Origin of the sequence: Ruegeria sp. SCP11 (assembly GCF_040329455.1) — a bacterium.
Taxonomy (GTDB): domain Bacteria; phylum Pseudomonadota; class Alphaproteobacteria; order Rhodobacterales; family Rhodobacteraceae; genus Ruegeria; species Ruegeria atlantica_E.
Map to the genome: position 1 here is coordinate 1 of NZ_JBDZYG010000022.1, position 15,630 is coordinate 15,630.

Annotated in this window: 15 protein-coding genes and 1 riboswitch; of the genes, 13 read left to right on the forward strand and 2 right to left on the reverse strand. The window is 57.0% G+C overall.

Annotated features, from left to right (window positions below; all coding sequences use genetic code 11):
- Window positions 1-203 precede the first annotated feature (203 nt).
- From ABLN94_RS22855 to ABLN94_RS22875, 5 genes are all read left to right on the forward strand, one after another.
- Window positions 204-1,244, forward strand: a complete 1,041-nt coding sequence (locus ABLN94_RS22855; RefSeq protein WP_352996751.1) for a YeiH family protein — start codon at window positions 204-206, stop codon at window positions 1,242-1,244.
- A 72-nt stretch (window positions 1,245-1,316) separates the two neighbouring features.
- Window positions 1,317-1,421, forward strand: a riboswitch (TPP riboswitch).
- Between the two features lie 32 nt (window positions 1,422-1,453).
- Window positions 1,454-2,434, forward strand: coding sequence for a thiamine ABC transporter substrate binding subunit (thiB, locus tag ABLN94_RS22860; protein WP_352996753.1), 981 nt, complete (start codon window positions 1,454-1,456; stop codon window positions 2,432-2,434).
- Complete coding sequence (locus ABLN94_RS22865; RefSeq protein ID WP_352996754.1) at window positions 2,410-3,957, forward strand: thiamine/thiamine pyrophosphate ABC transporter permease ThiP; 1,548 nt, start codon at window positions 2,410-2,412, stop codon at window positions 3,955-3,957. The genes thiB and ABLN94_RS22865 overlap by 25 nt, the downstream gene beginning before the upstream one ends.
- Window positions 3,944-4,636 (forward strand): ATP-binding cassette domain-containing protein, encoded by a 693-nt coding sequence (locus ABLN94_RS22870; protein ID WP_352996756.1) that lies wholly within the window; start codon window positions 3,944-3,946, stop codon window positions 4,634-4,636. The genes ABLN94_RS22865 and ABLN94_RS22870 overlap by 14 nt, the downstream gene beginning before the upstream one ends.
- A 98-nt stretch (window positions 4,637-4,734) precedes the next feature.
- The gene (locus tag ABLN94_RS22875) at window positions 4,735-5,373 is read left to right on the forward strand and encodes a cupin domain-containing protein (RefSeq protein ID WP_352996757.1); all 639 of its coding nucleotides are present in this window, start codon (window positions 4,735-4,737) and stop codon (window positions 5,371-5,373) included.
- 22 nt (window positions 5,374-5,395) lie between these two features.
- Here ABLN94_RS22875 and ABLN94_RS22880 read toward each other — a convergent pair whose 3' ends face one another.
- Window positions 5,396-6,601, reverse strand: coding sequence for an aromatic ring-hydroxylating oxygenase subunit alpha (locus tag ABLN94_RS22880; RefSeq protein ID WP_352996759.1), 1,206 nt, complete (start codon window positions 6,599-6,601; stop codon window positions 5,396-5,398).
- Window positions 6,602-6,705: 104 nt separating this feature from the next.
- On the opposite strand from ABLN94_RS22880, the gene ABLN94_RS22885 reads away from it, so the two are divergent.
- From ABLN94_RS22885 to ABLN94_RS22900, 4 genes are read left to right on the forward strand one after another with little or no spacing between them, the layout of a single operon-like run.
- Window positions 6,706-9,141 (forward strand): FAD-dependent oxidoreductase, encoded by a 2,436-nt coding sequence (locus ABLN94_RS22885; protein ID WP_352996761.1) that lies wholly within the window; start codon window positions 6,706-6,708, stop codon window positions 9,139-9,141.
- Window positions 9,142-9,158: 17 nt separating this feature from the next.
- Window positions 9,159-10,268: an alcohol dehydrogenase family protein gene (locus ABLN94_RS22890; RefSeq protein ID WP_352996763.1), complete on the forward strand. Its 1,110-nt coding sequence runs from the start codon at window positions 9,159-9,161 to the stop codon at window positions 10,266-10,268.
- Window positions 10,269-10,273: 5 nt separating this feature from the next.
- A complete protein-coding gene (locus ABLN94_RS22895; RefSeq protein ID WP_352996765.1) occupies window positions 10,274-10,438 on the forward strand; it encodes a hypothetical protein in 165 nt (54 codons plus the stop codon).
- 36 nt (window positions 10,439-10,474) lie between these two features.
- Window positions 10,475-10,645, forward strand: a complete 171-nt coding sequence (locus tag ABLN94_RS22900; protein WP_352996767.1) for a hypothetical protein — start codon at window positions 10,475-10,477, stop codon at window positions 10,643-10,645.
- A gap of 87 nt (window positions 10,646-10,732) precedes the next feature.
- Here ABLN94_RS22900 and ABLN94_RS22905 read toward each other — a convergent pair whose 3' ends face one another.
- Complete coding sequence (locus tag ABLN94_RS22905; RefSeq protein WP_352996769.1) at window positions 10,733-11,617, reverse strand: LysR family transcriptional regulator; 885 nt, start codon at window positions 11,615-11,617, stop codon at window positions 10,733-10,735.
- A 162-nt stretch (window positions 11,618-11,779) separates the two neighbouring features.
- On the opposite strand from ABLN94_RS22905, the gene ABLN94_RS22910 reads away from it, so the two are divergent.
- The 4 genes from ABLN94_RS22910 to ABLN94_RS22925 all read left to right on the forward strand — a co-directional run bounded on the left by ABLN94_RS22910 (window position 11,780) and on the right by ABLN94_RS22925 (window position 15,623).
- Window positions 11,780-12,541 carry a sulfotransferase family protein gene (locus ABLN94_RS22910; RefSeq protein ID WP_352996771.1) on the forward strand — a complete coding sequence of 254 codons (762 nt, stop codon included), beginning with the start codon at window positions 11,780-11,782 and terminating at the stop codon, window positions 12,539-12,541.
- Between the two features lie 147 nt (window positions 12,542-12,688).
- Window positions 12,689-13,525 (forward strand): hypothetical protein, encoded by an 837-nt coding sequence (locus ABLN94_RS22915; protein WP_352996773.1) that lies wholly within the window; start codon window positions 12,689-12,691, stop codon window positions 13,523-13,525.
- Window positions 13,526-13,528: 3 nt separating this feature from the next.
- On the forward strand, window positions 13,529-14,287 hold the full coding sequence (locus ABLN94_RS22920; RefSeq protein ID WP_352996775.1) for a sulfotransferase family protein: 759 nt from the start codon (window positions 13,529-13,531) through the stop codon (window positions 14,285-14,287).
- A 97-nt stretch (window positions 14,288-14,384) separates the two neighbouring features.
- Window positions 14,385-15,623: a Coenzyme F420 hydrogenase/dehydrogenase, beta subunit C-terminal domain gene (locus ABLN94_RS22925; RefSeq protein WP_352996777.1), complete on the forward strand. Its 1,239-nt coding sequence runs from the start codon at window positions 14,385-14,387 to the stop codon at window positions 15,621-15,623.
- Window positions 15,624-15,630: the final 7 nt, after the last annotated feature.

The following is a 15,630-nucleotide window of genomic DNA, read 5'->3' on the forward strand; positions in this document are numbered from 1 at the left end:
CGAAGCCCTGATCAACCAGGAACTCGGTGAGCCCTTCCGCCGCGACGCAATGAAAAAACCCGTCGCCGTCGCAGGCATCGACGCCGCAGACATGACACCTCAAACAGAGGCGTAAAGTACCTAACGGCCATCCGGGTCATAACGTGACCCGGATGGTTATGGACCAGGCCCGCAGGCCATCCGATTTAGACAAAGGAAACAAGATGCAAGCGTTGAGTGCATCCAAATCACCCTGGACCTGGGCGCGATCTTTCGTGCAGACAAACGGCCACGGAATCCTTGTATCCGTAGTTGTGGCGGTCGCCGCTAAATTTTTGTCCGAGCACTACGGCGCTCCGGCGATGCTGATGGCACTTTTGCTGGGTATTGCGTTCCATTTCCTTTCCGAGGACGACGCCGGTGGGTGCCGCGCTGGCATCGAATTCACCGCTCGTACCGTGCTGAGATTTGGCGTTGCCTTGCTGGGCGCTCGGATCTCGATTGAGCTGATGATGAATCTCGGCGCTGACCTGATCGTCGTTGTCATCGCAGGTGTGATCCTGACGATCCTGTTCGGCCTTCTGGGCGCACGGGTGCTTGGGCGAGGCTGGCGGTTCGGGGTGTTGACCGGCGGTTCGGTTGCGATTTGCGGAGCCTCTGCCGCGATGGCCTTGTCTGCCATTTTGCCAAAGAACGAACATTCCGAACGCAATCTGATCTTCACCGTGTTGTCGGTTACCGTTTTGTCGACCATCGCGATGATCGCCTATCCGATCCTGACCGAGGCCTTCAATTTCGATGACGACATCTCGGGCGTGTTCCTGGGCGGTACAATCCACGATGTGGCTCAGGTGGTAGGTGCGGGCTTCTCGGTCTCGGACCAGACGGGCGAGGTTGCCACGCTGGTTAAGCTGATCCGCGTTGCGATGCTGGCTCCGGTTGTTCTGGTGATCTCATTCGTGGTGCGTCGCCACGCAGAGTTTAACGAGGAAGGTGGAAAGCGCCCGCCTATCCTGCCGATGTTCGTGGTCGGTTTTCTGATTTTTGCGGCTATGAACTCGATGGGTCTGATCCCCGAGGTCGTCTCGACAGCTATGGCCAGCCTCAGCCGCTGGGCTCTGCTGATATCGATTGCCGCAGTGGGGATGAAGACTTCGCTCAAGCGGATTTTGGACGTGGGCGGTCAGGCCATTGCGTTGATCGTAGCCGAAACCGTCTTTATCGCCGTACTTGTACTGGTTGGCGTCTACCTCGTGCATTACTAAAGGCATCGGGCCTGATGTCAGGCCTGATGCTCGTTAATCCGGTTGTCTTTTGGTCCATTCCGACCTACTCACAACCTCACCTCGGGGTGCGTGGCCTGCCGCGCTGAGATGCCTTTGGCGAACCCGTTGAACCTGAACCGGCTAGAACCGGCGGAGGGAAAGGTAACGGTTTCATCCACCCTTGCCCTCTCGCCGCAATGGAGGATGACATGAAACATCTGATGATTGCTGCGGGACTTCTGAGCGCAACTGCGGCCGTTGCCGCCGACAAGCCTCAGCTGACCGTTTATACCTATGACAGTTTCGTTTCGGACTGGGGCCCTGGCCCAAAGGTTGAAGAGGCCTTTGAGGCGGTGTGCGACTGTGATTTGAACCTTGTCGGTGTCGAGGATGGTGCGGCTTTGTTGTCCCGCATCCGGCTTGAGGGTGAAAATTCGGACGCGGATGTAGTGCTTGGTCTGGACACGAATCTGATCACCGCAGCAAAAGAGACCGGTCTTTTTGCACCCAACTCGGTCAGCGCTGAATACGCGCTGCCGATTGAATGGTCGGATGACGTATTCGCCCCCTACGACTGGGGCTATTTCGCCTTTGTACAAAACGCGGAATCTGCTGCGCCTGCCAATTTCCGTGAACTGGCCGATAGTGAAACCAAGATCATCATTCAGGACCCGCGGTCATCAACACCCGGCCTTGGGCTTCTGTTGTGGGTCAAGGCAGCCTATGGTGACGAGGCGCCCGAAATCTGGGCAGGACTTGCCGACAACATCGTGACCGTCACCAAGGGTTGGTCCGAGGCGTATGGATTGTTTCTGGATGGTGAAGCAGACATGGTCCTCAGCTACACCACATCGCCTGCCTACCACCTGATCGCCGAGGATGACGCAAGCAAAGCAGCCGCCGCCTTTGACGAAGGTCACTATATGCAGGTTGAGGTTGCAGCAAAGCTGGCCGGGGCGGATCAGCCGGAGCTGGCAGATCAGTTTCTGGAGTTCATGGTCTCGGATGCCTTTCAGGAAATCATTCCGACGACAAACTGGATGTATCCGGCAGTGACCCCGGCTTCGGGTCTGCCCGAAGGGTTCGACACACTTATCACTCCGAAAAAATCCCTACTGTTTAGCCCGGAAGAGGCTGCAGAAGTGCGGGATCAGGCGCTTGCGGAATGGCTGGGCGCGCTCAGCCAGTAAGCCCTTGGCCGGGTGTTGGCGCGGCGGCTCTGGTCGCTGCGCTGATACTGGGTACACTGGCGGCAGTAGCTCTGCGTGCGGATGCTGCGGGCGGGTTCGGTCCAGCTGACTGGGCTGCCTTGCGCTTTACGCTGGTACAAGCGGTGCTGTCTGCGGTGTTTAGTGCTGCGCTTGCCATTCCGGTCGCGCGCGCACTTGCCCGGCGGCGGTTTCGCGGGCGCAGCGCTTTGATCGCGCTGTTGGGGGCGCCTTTCATCTTGCCGGTGATCGTCGCGATCCTTGGTCTGTTGCAGGTCTTTGGACGCGCCGGCTGGATTTCGGATGTGCTGGGCTTTTTCGGTTTGCCGCCGTTGCGCATCTACGGGTTGCACGGGGTTGTCCTGGCGCATGTCTTTTTCAACCTGCCGCTGGCCACCCGGTTGATCCTGCAGGCGTGGCAGGAAATCCCGGCCGAGCGGTTCCGTTTGGCCGCGCAGTTGGGTTGCGATGGCATGGCGATGTTTCGCCTGATCGAATGGCCCATGCTAAAGCGCATCCTGCCCGGTGTCCTGGCTGTGATCTTTGCGATCTGCCTCACCAGCTTTGCCGTTGCGTTGACCCTGGGTGGAGGACCACGCGCGACGACCATCGAACTCGCCATATATCAGGCCTTTACCTATGATTTTAATCTCGGCCGCGCGGCGTTGCTGTCGGCCCTGCAACTGGCCTTGACCGCCGCCGCCGCTTTGGCGGCTTTGAAATTCTCACGCGGAGACGGGTTCGGCGCCGGGTTGGACCGCGCCGTTCGTCGTTGGGATGGCGGCGCGCCCGCCCTTGATGCGTTTTGGATAATTGCTGCGGGGGCATTCCTATTGCTACCCTTGGCCGCGGTTGTGATTTCGGGCTTTGCCGGGTTGTTTGAGACGCCGTCTTTGGTGTTTCGCGCCGCGCTGACGTCGGTTCTGGTGGCTGCGGCCAGCACCGCGATCCTGCTGCTGCTTGCGCTACCCATGGCGACGGCTGTTGCGTCCGGTCGGTACGGCATTGTTGAACTCGGCGGCATTCTGGGACTGGCGGCATCGCCTTTGGTGATCGGCACCGGCCTGTTCATTCTGATCCGGCCAATCGCCAACCCGACAGTGTTGGCACTGCCGGTGACAGCATTGGTGAACGCGGTCATGGCATTGCCGTTTGCCCTGCGTATCCTTGTCCCTGCCGCCCGCGACGGGGTGGCCCGGCAGGGGAGGCTGGCGCTGTCGCTGGACATGGACAACAGAACCTTTTTTACCCGGATACTGCTGCCCCGCCTGCGGCCGCAAATTCGGTTCGCGGCGGGTCTGTCTGCTGCGTTGTCTATGGGCGATCTGGGTGTGATCGCGCTGTTTGCCGACCCGCAGATCGCGACTCTGCCACTGCAGATTTACCGTTTGATGGGGGCCTATCAAATGCAGGCCGCTGCGGGTGCGGCTCTGCTTTTGCTCGTGTTGTCGATGGGCGTATTCTGGCTGTTGGATCGGGGAGGGCGCCTGCATGCTGAAACTTGAAGGCTGTGTGGTCGAGAACGGGAGCTTCTCGTTGCGGGCCGATTTCACGGTTGAGACCGGCTCCAGCGTGGCCATCGTCGGCCCATCCGGAGCAGGTAAGTCGACGCTGCTTGAGGCGATTGCCGGGTTCCGTGATCTCACACAGGGGCAAATCCTTTGGAACGGCAAACGTATCTCTGACCTCACTCCGGGCAAACGCCCGCTGGCAATGCTGTTTCAGGACGGCAATTTGTTTCCTCATCTGACGGTCGAGCAAAACATCGCCCTGGGCCTGCACCCGACCGGGCGATTGTCGACCCAAGATCAAGCGGAAGTCCAAACTGCGCTAGACCGGGTCGCCCTGCCTGGTCTGGGCGACCGAAAGCCCGCGGAATTGTCCGGCGGTCAACAAAGCCGTGTGGCATTGGCACGGGTGCTGGTGCAACGCCGTCAGACATTGCTGTTGGACGAGCCGTTTGCGGCGTTGGGGCCGGCGCTGAAGGCAGAAATGCTTGACCTGGTTGCCGGGTTGTTGTCCGAGACCGGAACCACGCTGCTTATGGTCAGTCACGATCCGCAGGACGCGCGTCGCATAGCCGACCAGACAATTCTAGTGGCCGATGAACGCGCGCATCCGCCTGCGCCGACATCAAACTTGTTTGAAAACCCCCCGCCCAGCTTACGCAACTATTTGGGATAGGGACAGTAAACTGCTGAGCCTGCGCGGGCTTTTCGCAGCCAAAATGTTGCTGACACGGACCGCCCGGAATATACGTTGTCTGGTCAAGGAGATACACGATGGCTGGCAAGTCTGGAAAACAGGCACGTCCTGATAAAAAAGACGCCATATCGGGTGCCGCCGTCGGGCACGAAATCCGGGCCATGCGACGGGCAGTGGGAATGACGCTGAACGAATGCGCCACAGCCGCGTCCCTTTCAGTTGGATTTCTCAGTCTTGTCGAGAGGGGGCAGAAGCAACCCTCGTTAGAAGCGCTGCAAAGGATCAGCGCCGCGCTTGGGGTGGAAATTGGCTGGTTGTTTCCACCGTCGCCAAACGATGACCCAATAGAAAACAAATACGTCGTGCGCAAAGGCTTCCGACGGCGGATCGACTATTCAAGGTTATCGGGCACCGAGTATTTGGGGGAAACCGATTTCCTTTTGTCGCCCTCGGTCGACGGGCAACTGGCAATGTCGCTTATGCAATTCGCCCCGGGCGGTCATTCCGGGGATGATCCGCTGAGCCACGAAGGAGAAGAGGTGGGTTACGTGCTGGCGGGTCAGCTTACACTCGAAGTGGAAGGCCACACATTCGTATTGGAAGAGGGTGACAGTTTTGGTTTTTCAGGGGAAAAGCCGCACCGTTACATCAACGCGGGTCAGGTCACGCTGCAAATTATCCATACGAATACTCCAGTGATCATGAAACCTCGCTGAGACGGGGGTTCAGACGCGGCCTTTATTCGTCAGTGTAGTTGTCGCTTTCCGCCATAAACTCGATGATCTTCCGGGAATAGGCGAGTGTTGGACCCTCCCAATGGGGGGACAACCGGCCACCGTCGTAGCCAAAGCATCGACGGCCCTGCTGTAACCCTTTCAGCACCGAGATATCCTCGACATTCAGATCATCCCACATCTGTATCAAATCTTCGCGTTCTTTCCGGTATTTATCGCCGGTTGCGGCCTCATCGCCGATGACAAAAACATGCAGTTCTTCGCGACATCTGTCTGGGGCCTCGGGGTAGGCGACCAGTACAGTGAACTGGTCCGGATATACTTCGACTGCGAAATGCGGCATGGTCAGGAACCATTGACCCTTCATACTGTCTTCTTCGGAAATCCCCGGATAATGCGGTAACCCTACGCCTCGCCCTTCCTCCATCTTGGGAAACCGATAGCCGTTGACAAAGGTGCTGCCGCGCCACTCGCCGGACCAGCGTACATCCATCGGAGCAAAGTCGATCAATCGGGGATGCAGGGCAAAGACGTGATAGCCCTCCATGTAGTTTTCATAGACCAGTTTCCAGTTAGCCTCGATTTGAAAATCCCTCTTTCCAGCCCAACGAATGGCCGAGAGATCATAGCCGTTTAGCTGTTCCAGAACCGGTGCCATCCAGACGTCCAGCGGGTCCGCATCCCCTGAGACGTTTACAAATAGACAGCCAAAGAACTCTTCAACGCGAACCGGGATCAGGTTCAGCTTTTCTCCACCATCCCCTTTTATAACGCCGGATGCATTGGGGCCGTCGAAATGCGGACGGGATCGCAGCTTGCCGTCGAGACCATAGGCCCAGCGGTGATAGGGGCAGGTCAGGGTGGCTTTCTTGCATGGTTCGGTCACCAGTTGCATGCCTCTGTGGCGGCAAACATTCTGGAATCCTCGGATCATGCCGTCACGATCATGAACCAGCACAATCGGAGTGCCTGCGATCTCGATGGGCGTCATACTACCGGGTTCCGGCAACTCTGCTCGGGCCCCTGCGAAGACCCAAGAGCGGCGGAAGATCAGTTCTTGTTCCATCTCGAACCACTCTTCGGACCAGTATGCCGCGTTGGGCAGACCAGCGGCGTCGTCAATTGAGCGAAAGACCTGAGCATAGCCGTCTTCACCCAGAATACGCTGCATTCGGGCGCGATTGGATTCCCTGTGTCTGGTGCCGTCCATGGGGCCCTCCGAATCAGTGAGATAAGAAAAATATACCTATGGAAAAATATTGGACAAAAATTTTTCCTTCGGCAATGGTTCAGGTGGTAACCATGGAGTGTGCGATGATGGACTCGGCTCGGGTAGTTGTAATCGGTGGCGGCAATATGGGGGCCAGCGTCCTGTACCATCTGGCGAAAGAGGGTTGGACAGACATCGTTCTGATCGAAAAGGCGGAATTGACCTCGGGCGCGACTTGGCACGCGGCTGGACTGGTTAGCCGGATGACGCCTGGGCATGCACTGGGCATCTGCCATGACTATGCAGTGGATCTGTACAAGACCATTGAAGACGAAACAGAGCAAGGCGTCAGTTGGCACAATTGTGGCTCACTACGCGTCGCTGCGACCGAGGATCACCGATCCTGGCTGATGCATACCCGCGACGCCGTTTTGGCGCGGGGGCAGGAGTGCCAATGGCTCAGTCCGGCTGAGATCGCGAAGCTGAACCCGATCTATGACACATCGCATATCATCGGAGGTATTTATACGCCCGATGACGGCCATGTTGATCCGTCCGGCACCTGTCAGGCCATGGCCAAAGGCGCGCGCCTGCGAGGCGCAAGGATCATGCGGCGCAACCGGGTCACGAACGTGCAGCAATTGCCCTCGGGCGAGTGGAAAGTGATCACCGAGCAGGGCGATATAATCTGCGAACATGTGGTGAATGCAGGTGGTTATCACGCGAGGCAGATCGGTGCATTCAGCGGGCTCGACCTACCGATTATTCCGATGCAGCACCACTACGTCGTCACCGACAGCGTGCCGGAGTTCGCGGCGATGGATCACGAGATTCCGGTCACCCGTGACGACTATTACACCGGTTATCTGCGGCGCGAGCAGGGCGGGGCATTGATCGGGCTGTACGACACGCATGATGCGCTGGCCAAGTGGCGCGGCGGCTGCCCCTGGGACAGTGAGAATGAGCTGTTCGAGCCGGACTACGAACGGATCACGCCGTGGTTGGAGAAGTGTTTTGAACGCTATCCCAGCCTGATGAACCTGGGCATTAAACGCATCGTCAACGGAGCGATTACCTATACGCCGGACGGGCATCCTCTTGTGGGTCCGGCTCAGGGTCTAAAGAACTACTGGCTGGCCTGCGGTGCGACTGTTGGCATCGCGTGGGGGCCGGGTTTGGGCCGAGCACTGGCGCAGTGGATGGTGCACGGCACCGCCGAAATCTCGATGCGCGGCTTTGACCCGCGGCGATTTCATGGCTTGGTGGACGAGAATTTTACCTATCAGCGTGCGCGTGAAAATTACATGACACGCCTGTCGCTGCCATATCCACAGCTGCAATATGAAACCTGCCGAGAGCATCGTGTCTCGGGCGCGCATGACCGAACGAAAGCCTTGCATGCCGTGTTCGAAGAGGCCGGTGGCTGGGAACGTCCCCGCGTTTATGGTGACGCTGCATGGGGCGGCAAGGAGCCGCAAAGTTGGAAACGCGGGCCGTCATGGCAGGCCGCCGTGACCGAGGCGCGAGCTGTGCATAGTGGCGTTGGCCTGGGTGATTTTTCGGCCTTTTCCAAGTTTGAGATCACTGGGCCAGAGGCCGAGGCCTATCTGAATCGCCTCTGCGCCAACCGCATGCCCAGGAAGGTCGGTGGCACCTGTCTGACTCTGCTGTTGAACGAACGCGGCACGATCGAAGGCGAAGCCACTATTGCCCGGTTGGGTGAAAACCGGTTCTGGTTCGTTACCGGCGGTCCGTCAGAACGCCGGGTCTGGGATTGGATCACAATGCATCAGCGCGGCACCGAAGATGTTACCGTAAGCAATCTGTCTGACGATTGGGGCATCCTGACTGTGGCCGGTCCGAAAGCGCGCGATGTGCTGGCGCCCCTTACGGAGGCCTCGCTGGAAGACAGCGATTTCGGATGGTTGAAAGCGCGTGAAATCACAGTGGCCGGAGTGCCCGTTATTGCATTGCGACTGTCATTCTCGGGCGAACTCGCATGGGAACTGCACGCCCCAAATGCACAGCTTAGCGCGCTTTGGGATGCTATCTGGGCCAAGGGTCAGATCCACGGCATCGTGCCATTCGGTTCCAAAGCGTTGGAGTTGATGCGGATGGAGAAAGCCTATCGTGGCGGTCATGAACTGGCCAATGATGCTACGCCGATACACACCGATCAGATGCGCTTTGTGAAAATGGACAAAGAGTTTATCGGCAAACAGGCCCTGTCGCGGTTGGCCGCAACCGGCACAAGCTCGGTCATTGCTTATCTGGATATTGACATGGAGGGCACGGATGTTCTGGGCGGTGAGGCGGTGTATCGCAACGGGGACAAAGTTGGCTCAATTTCATCGGGCGGCTATGGACCGGTGTCAGGCCGCAATCTGGCCTTCGCCTTTGTGCAACCAGAGGCCGCGTTACCCGGCACAAAGCTGCAGGTGATGGTGTTCGGAAACCTCTATCCTGCAACCGTGTTGTTCGAGGCTGTTTTGGATCCGGAAAACCTTCGCCTGCGCGATGTCGCTGCGGCTTTCGCCTGAAACCCGAGGAGTGGATCATGACGTCAATTCCTGAGACGATGCGCGCGGTTGTTCTGGTTGGTCACGGCGGGCTGGACAAACTGGAATACCACGAGGACTGGCCCACCCCGACACCCGCACCCGGCGAAGTGCTGATCAAGGTCGGTGCCTGTGGGCTGAACAACACGGATATCAACACGCGCACCGCTTGGTATTCAAGAACCGTCACCGACGGCATCACGGATGCGGGCAGCATGTGCGGTTTCGACAGCGCAGACGAAGCGACGGGAAGTTGGTCGAACACGCCGCTGACTTTCCCGCGCATTCAGGGAGCAGATGTCGCTGGCCGCATTGTCGCGGTGGGTGAAAATGTAAGTTCCAGCCGGATCGGTCAACGGATTGTGATCGACCCTTGGCTGCATGGGCATGGCGATTGGCATTTGCCCGAGAACACCGGTTATTACGGATCGGAGTGTGATGGAGGATTTGCGGATTACACCACGGTCCGCGCGGACAACGCCGTTCCGGTCATCAGTGCGCTTTCGGATGCGGAACTGGCGAGCTTCCCCACCGTTCTGACGACCGCCGAACATCTGGTTTGGCGCACCGGCCTGCAACCCGGCGAATGGGTTGTGATCACCGGTGCCTCGGGTGGTGTCGGCACAACAGCGATCCAGCTATGTCTGGCGCGCGGGGCGCAGGTGATAGGTGTCGCGTCCGAAGCGAAAGCCCGGACTTTGTTGGATTTGGGTTGTGCGGCGGTGATAGATCGAAATGTCCCTGATCTTGAAAATCAGATCAGGGCTGTAGCCGGAGGGCCGGTCGATGTGGCGCTGGACGTGGTCGGAGGAGCAATGTTTATGCCGTTAATCAATGCCTTGCGGCAACGCGGACGCTATTCGACTTCGGGTGCAATTTCTGGACCCATGGTGGACTTCGATCTGCGCCAACTTGTTTACAAAGACATCCAGATGACCGGAGCAACCATCAGCCCGCCAAATCTGTTTCCACGTGCCGTTCGGATGATCTCATCAGGCGTTTTGAAACCTATGCTCGCAGCGTCTTACCCTCTGCGCGACCTAGCCAAAGCGCAAGAAGCCTTCATTGCCAAAAAGCACACAGGCAACATCGTTGTGACGATGGAATAGCCGAAATGCGCATCACCAAGATCGACGATACGGAGTTCATATCGAACTTTGTTGGGGACGGTTACGCAATGACCTACGGTCGGCAGGTGAAACTGTACCATCGCCTAGTTCGACTGGCTGATGAGGACGGAAACTCGGGTGTTGGAGAAATCGCGCGACCTGCGGTGTAGCCGCTTGATGTGATAATTGCGCTCGAGAACGAACTCTTGCCTAGTCTTCAAGGCCTGTCTCTGGGTGATCTGCCGGACCCGCTTGCAAAGTCGTGCAGTGGCAGCAAGCTAATGCAAGTTTTGGTGTTTGCAGTCGAGTTGGCACTGCGTGACTCTATGATGGCAACGGTCGATCTGACCGACCCAATCGACACGCTTACAACATGATTTGTGCTCATCTCCGGGCCGGATCGCACACGCACCGGGGCAGGCCTTGGTCCGGCACAGCCAGAACAGTTTGACGTCTATGAAAGGTCAACCGGAGTGGTTCTGCAGGTCCGTCAGAAACTGCATACAAATCTGGGCCGATTTCTTGTTTTGACCTTGCCGGGTACACCAAGCCCAAAGGTAGTTGTCGGTAGAGTACCAGTTGCCTCCTATGGTTTCGAGGGCGCCTATCTTTTGCAAACGTTCGAAAAACCCGCGCCAACCAAGCGCCACCCCTGACCCGGCAGCAGCGGCCTCCAGCAAGTAGACATAGTTGGTAAAGCGTTCCACTGATGAATGGGGCAGCACGACGTTGTGGTGTCCGAACCACCCATCCCAAGTCGCCCAGCCAACACGGCCCTGCGATACATCGAGGAAGCGTAGATTGATCCACCCCTTTACCGGCCCGCTCAGAACATCCTTATGTTTGGCGATATAGTCCGGTGATGCGATCGGGATCACGTCTTCGATAAGTATTCTCTGAGACCGGCTACCAGAACCGTGATATTCGTAACCTATAACGATATCCGCATTGGGCTCCTCGGGTGCGGCCATAGCCTCATAGTTAGAGGTCAGCACGTTTATGGTGACATCTTCGCCCAATAAGCCACGCAACCGGCTGTAATGTGGCATGATCAGCAGATGACTTACCGAATACGAGCACGCAATCGTCAGAGAGCGGTTGGACTGTGTCAATCGCTCTTCGGCGTCGCGCAATCCCCTCAACGCGGATGCGACGGCTTCGTGATAAGTGGCCCCTTCTGCTGTGAGTGAAATGCCCCGACCGTCACGGTGAAACAGCGCGAGCTTCATTCGTTCTTCGAGATTGCGGATGTGCCGACTAACTGCGGATTGCGACGTGTTGAGTTCGGACGCAGCCATGGTGACGCTGCCAAGACGCGCTGCCGCCTCGAATGCGATCAGGGGGCTCATGGATGGGACGCGGCGAAGAGAAGTCATATCTAAATTGATAACAATAATAAACGACAAAGCAATGGATTGCCGATGAGATCCGATGCAGGCTTCAATCAGGCGCAGGGTTTGGGCCCTTATCCCTGCGATCTGCTTTAACTGCTCGGACACATGAGGGACGAAATGAACAAGATTGTGGTTTTATGGTCCACTCCACGCACCACGTCGACAGCATTCGAATGGATGATGCGCATGCGGGGCGATATGGCCTGTTTTCATGAACCGTTCGGCGAAGCTTGGTACAAGGGCGACGATGCCGCCTGGCCGCGCCTGACAGCAGATAGTGAACGGGTCAAAGGCCTTTCCGTACAGAGCGTTCATGACTCGATGCTGGAAAAAGCCTTGGAAATGCCCGTCTTCTCCAAGGACATGCCCCATTTTCTTCCCCCGGACGCAAGCGATGGCTTCCTAGCACCGTTTACGCACAGTTTTCTCATTCGAAATCCGGCAAAATCGATCCCTTCTATCTATAAGAGGGGCTCAGATTGGGTTGTCGCCGAGTACGGGTTCGAGGAGCACCGTCGTTTGTTCGACCGGATCGCCGACCGTGATGGCGCGCCGCCTCCGGTCATAGACAGCGACGATCTGTTGGAAAACACCGAGGGTATCGTGTCGGCTTGGTGCCGCGCCGTCGGTATCGAGTACCTTCCCGGAGCTTTGTCGTGGGAGCCCGGTGCCCGCCCCGAAGTTGGCTGGTACGACAACGGATCGTGGCATGACAGCCTCAGCGCATCAGACGGTTTGAAGTCGCAACCGCGCACCTATGGCAGCATCGAAACCCAGCCCGATCACATCAAAGCGATCTACGATCAGGCATTGCCGCACTATGAGCATCTTTACCAGTACCGTATTGGGGCAGATCAGACCCAAGTCGCGATGGCTTAAGGCTGGCATAGATCGCCTCGCCACATGAATTTGCTTGGACTCTTGTCATTTTTGACAAGAGTCCATTCACAAAAAAGCAATGGATTTGTCACGCGGTTTTGCCTCAGATTTCAGATTGATGCACCCGCTTGAACAGGAGGGTAACCCATGAATAGTTTCGTAAAGCCTGCGCGCTGGACGGATCCAAAGCGCAAGTTGTTTCTTCAGCAAGTGGGCTTCACCTGTCCGCCATTCGATTATTGCGCGGCGCCGTCCGACTTTATCCGGATGGCGCCAGAAACGGTGGGGGTGCATGGCCGCATGCTGCATGTACCGGGGTATCAGCATGGGCTGGATCAACGAAAAAAGAACTTTGGTCTTCTCGAGGAATTTGTCGAATGCATGGCTCTCAACAATGCCGACGTCTGCGGTCAGGTTGGGTCGAACTGGGTGCATGCCAGCGGGTTGGGTGTTGAGGGAATTCGCCAGCATTGCGAAATGCTGAGCGACAAGTACGAAACACCCTTTCACATGGCGGGTTATGCGATGGTAGAAGCCTTGCGTGAAATAGGGGCCGAGAAAGTGGCGTTGAATGCCTGTTACCATCCTTCCGCATGGTATCAGGGAACGGTCGGCTTTCTGCAGGAGGCCGGATTTGATGTGGTCTGGGCTGGAAATTTCTATGATCAGGGATGGTTCAAAACACAGGAGGAGGTTGACGACTGTGTCTGGTGTTTCGATGAGGATCTGATCTGGAAGTCCTTCGACTACACCGCCGAAAAGGCGCCAAATGTGGATGCATATCTGATCAACGGCATGTCCAACTACCGCCGCCCCAGCGATGGGGTTGCGCGCCGCCCTGTACATCACACGGCCGAGCTCGAAAAACGTCTGGGCAAACCTGTCGTTGGGCACGATACGGCCCTGTATTGGCGTCTGTTCAAAACGTTGGGTCTGGCTCCGACCACTTATCACGGTCAACTGTTGGCGACGCTGGAGGCATAGCCCATGCATAAGATCATAGCACTTTGGGCTATTCCACGGTCCACTTCGACAGCGTTCGAGCACATGATGAAGCAACGGGGTGATCTCGATTGTCTACACGAACCCTTTGGTCAGGCTTGGTATCAAGGGGAAGAGCCCATGTGGCCACGCTTTCCTGAAGGCGGCGAGACCATCTCCGGCCTTTCATTGGAAAGCGTATGGGAAGACATCCAAGCACGTGCCGAAAAAGGGCCGGTCTTCATCAAGGATTTTCCGCATTATATCAACCATATGTGGGATGCGGAGTTTCTGTCGCATTTCACCCATGCATTCCTGATCCGCAATCCCGCCAAAACGATTACGTCGATGTACGACAAATGGCCGGATTTCGATGAGCTCGAAATCGGATTTCCCGAACAGCGTGCATTGTTCGACCTGCTGACCGCCATTCAAGGCAATACGCCTTTCGTTATCGACAGCGACGATCTATTGGAAAACCCCGCTGCTGTGACAAAGGCGTTCTGTGAGGCGGTCGACATCCCCTTTATCGAAGAAGCCCTAACTTGGGAGGCCCGGAACGACCCTTCTGCCCATAGTTGGTGCGAAGGTGGCGCATTCCACACCAACTTGGCGAAATCTACCGGTCTTCGACCCCAGAAACGCAAATATGTCAGCCTAGACAACACGCCACGCCGGGTGCAGCGCATCTATCACAGAATGATGCCGCATTATCTGCACGTGCATAAACACCGCCTACGGTTGCCACAATCTGAAATGGTTTAGGCGATATCTAACAGTGAAAGCTGGACAACAGGGGGGTAGTTCAAGAATATTTGTTGAGGTCTCTCACGACCCCTAAGAGGAAGACTTCAGAGGGTAAATGCCAAAGACAGATCCCCGGACCCGATTTGAGAAGATCCTTAAGGACGATCTGTGTGTTGGATGTGGTTTGTGCCAATCCCTACTAGGTACGGAAAAAATTCGTATCGACAAGGCTGTGGACGGTGACCTCAGACCTGTGGTGTGCAGTGAACTGGATGAGGCCGATGTCGATCTGGTGTATGACACTTGTCCGGGTACCCGATGTGAAGGGATCCCCAAGGCTGATATTTCCTCTGCCCCTTATCATAATCTTGTCTGGGGGCCGTACCACAGTTTGACCCTCGCATGGGCCAGCGAACCCGAAGTGCGGTTTGAGGGTTCAACAGGCGGCGTGTTGACGGCTCTGGCCCGGTTCCTGCTAAACTCCGGGCGGGTCGCCTTTATCCTGCATGTAAAAGCGTCCGAGGATGAACCGAGTTTTGGAGCAGCGACAATTTCCACAACGGTTGATGAGGTTCTGGCCGCGGCTGGGTCTCGCTATGGCCCAACTGCACCATTGATAAATCTGACCGCCGCTCTGGATCGTGACCAGCCTTTTGCCGTTGTTGCAAAGCCTTGCGATCTGAACGCTATCCGCAACCTTGCGCACCGGGATGCGCGGGTGAACCGACTGATCAAATACATGCTGACGCCAGTCTGTGGAGGCTTCATGCCCGATCAGGCGATGGGGCGATTTCTGTCCGACAATGGCATTGACCGGGATCAGGTCTCCGCCCTGCGTTATCGCGGGCGCGGCTGTCCGGGGCCCACGACCATTGAAATGGCAGATGGGACACGGCGAGATTTCCACTATCTCGATTTCTGGGGTGAAGATGAAAGCTGCTGGTCACTACCGTTTCGCTGTAAAATCTGCCCCGATGGTATCGGTGAAGGGGCCGATATAGCAGCGGCTGACACGTGGCCGGTTGCGACACCTGACCGAGAAACCTCAGCCACCGACCCAGGCACCAATTCGATCATCGCGCGAACAAATCGTGGGGTTGAGTTGTTGGAGGCTGCGATTGCTGCCGGATACTTGGACGATGGTGGGCCCGTCGACATAGAGTTCATGAACAACACGCAGCCCCATCAAATTACCAAGAAACGAAATATGCGTGCCCGGTTTAACGGCTTGAGGCGGGCGGGGCGATTGGTGCCAGAAACCTTTGGACTTCGTCTGGATGCGCTGTATCTTGAAAATTCGGCCCAGCAGAACCGGGAACAAGAAGAGGGGACCTTTGTAAGAGCCACAAGATGAACAATAC

Bases quoted from the DNA above. Each gene is read 5' to 3' on its own strand.
- ABLN94_RS22855 (WP_352996751.1), top strand. From the start codon at position 204: ATGCAAGCGTTGAGTGCATCCAAATCACCCTGGACCTGGGCGCGATCT.
- thiB (WP_352996753.1), top strand. From the start codon at position 1,454: ATGAAACATCTGATGATTGCTGCGGGACTTCTGAGCGCAACTGCGGCC.
- ABLN94_RS22865 (WP_352996754.1), top strand. From the start codon at position 2,410: ATGGCTGGGCGCGCTCAGCCAGTAAGCCCTTGGCCGGGTGTTGGCGCG.
- ABLN94_RS22870 (WP_352996756.1), top strand. From the start codon at position 3,944: ATGCTGAAACTTGAAGGCTGTGTGGTCGAGAACGGGAGCTTCTCGTTG.
- ABLN94_RS22875 (WP_352996757.1), top strand. From the start codon at position 4,735: ATGGCTGGCAAGTCTGGAAAACAGGCACGTCCTGATAAAAAAGACGCC.
- ABLN94_RS22880 (WP_352996759.1), bottom strand. From the start codon at position 6,601: ATGGACGGCACCAGACACAGGGAATCCAATCGCGCCCGAATGCAGCGT.
- ABLN94_RS22885 (WP_352996761.1), top strand. From the start codon at position 6,706: ATGATGGACTCGGCTCGGGTAGTTGTAATCGGTGGCGGCAATATGGGG.
- ABLN94_RS22890 (WP_352996763.1), top strand. From the start codon at position 9,159: ATGACGTCAATTCCTGAGACGATGCGCGCGGTTGTTCTGGTTGGTCAC.
- ABLN94_RS22895 (WP_352996765.1), top strand. From the start codon at position 10,274: ATGCGCATCACCAAGATCGACGATACGGAGTTCATATCGAACTTTGTT.
- ABLN94_RS22905 (WP_352996769.1), bottom strand. From the start codon at position 11,617: ATGAGCCCCCTGATCGCATTCGAGGCGGCAGCGCGTCTTGGCAGCGTC.
- ABLN94_RS22910 (WP_352996771.1), top strand. From the start codon at position 11,780: ATGAACAAGATTGTGGTTTTATGGTCCACTCCACGCACCACGTCGACA.
- ABLN94_RS22915 (WP_352996773.1), top strand. From the start codon at position 12,689: ATGAATAGTTTCGTAAAGCCTGCGCGCTGGACGGATCCAAAGCGCAAG.
- ABLN94_RS22920 (WP_352996775.1), top strand. From the start codon at position 13,529: ATGCATAAGATCATAGCACTTTGGGCTATTCCACGGTCCACTTCGACA.
- ABLN94_RS22925 (WP_352996777.1), top strand. From the start codon at position 14,385: ATGCCAAAGACAGATCCCCGGACCCGATTTGAGAAGATCCTTAAGGAC.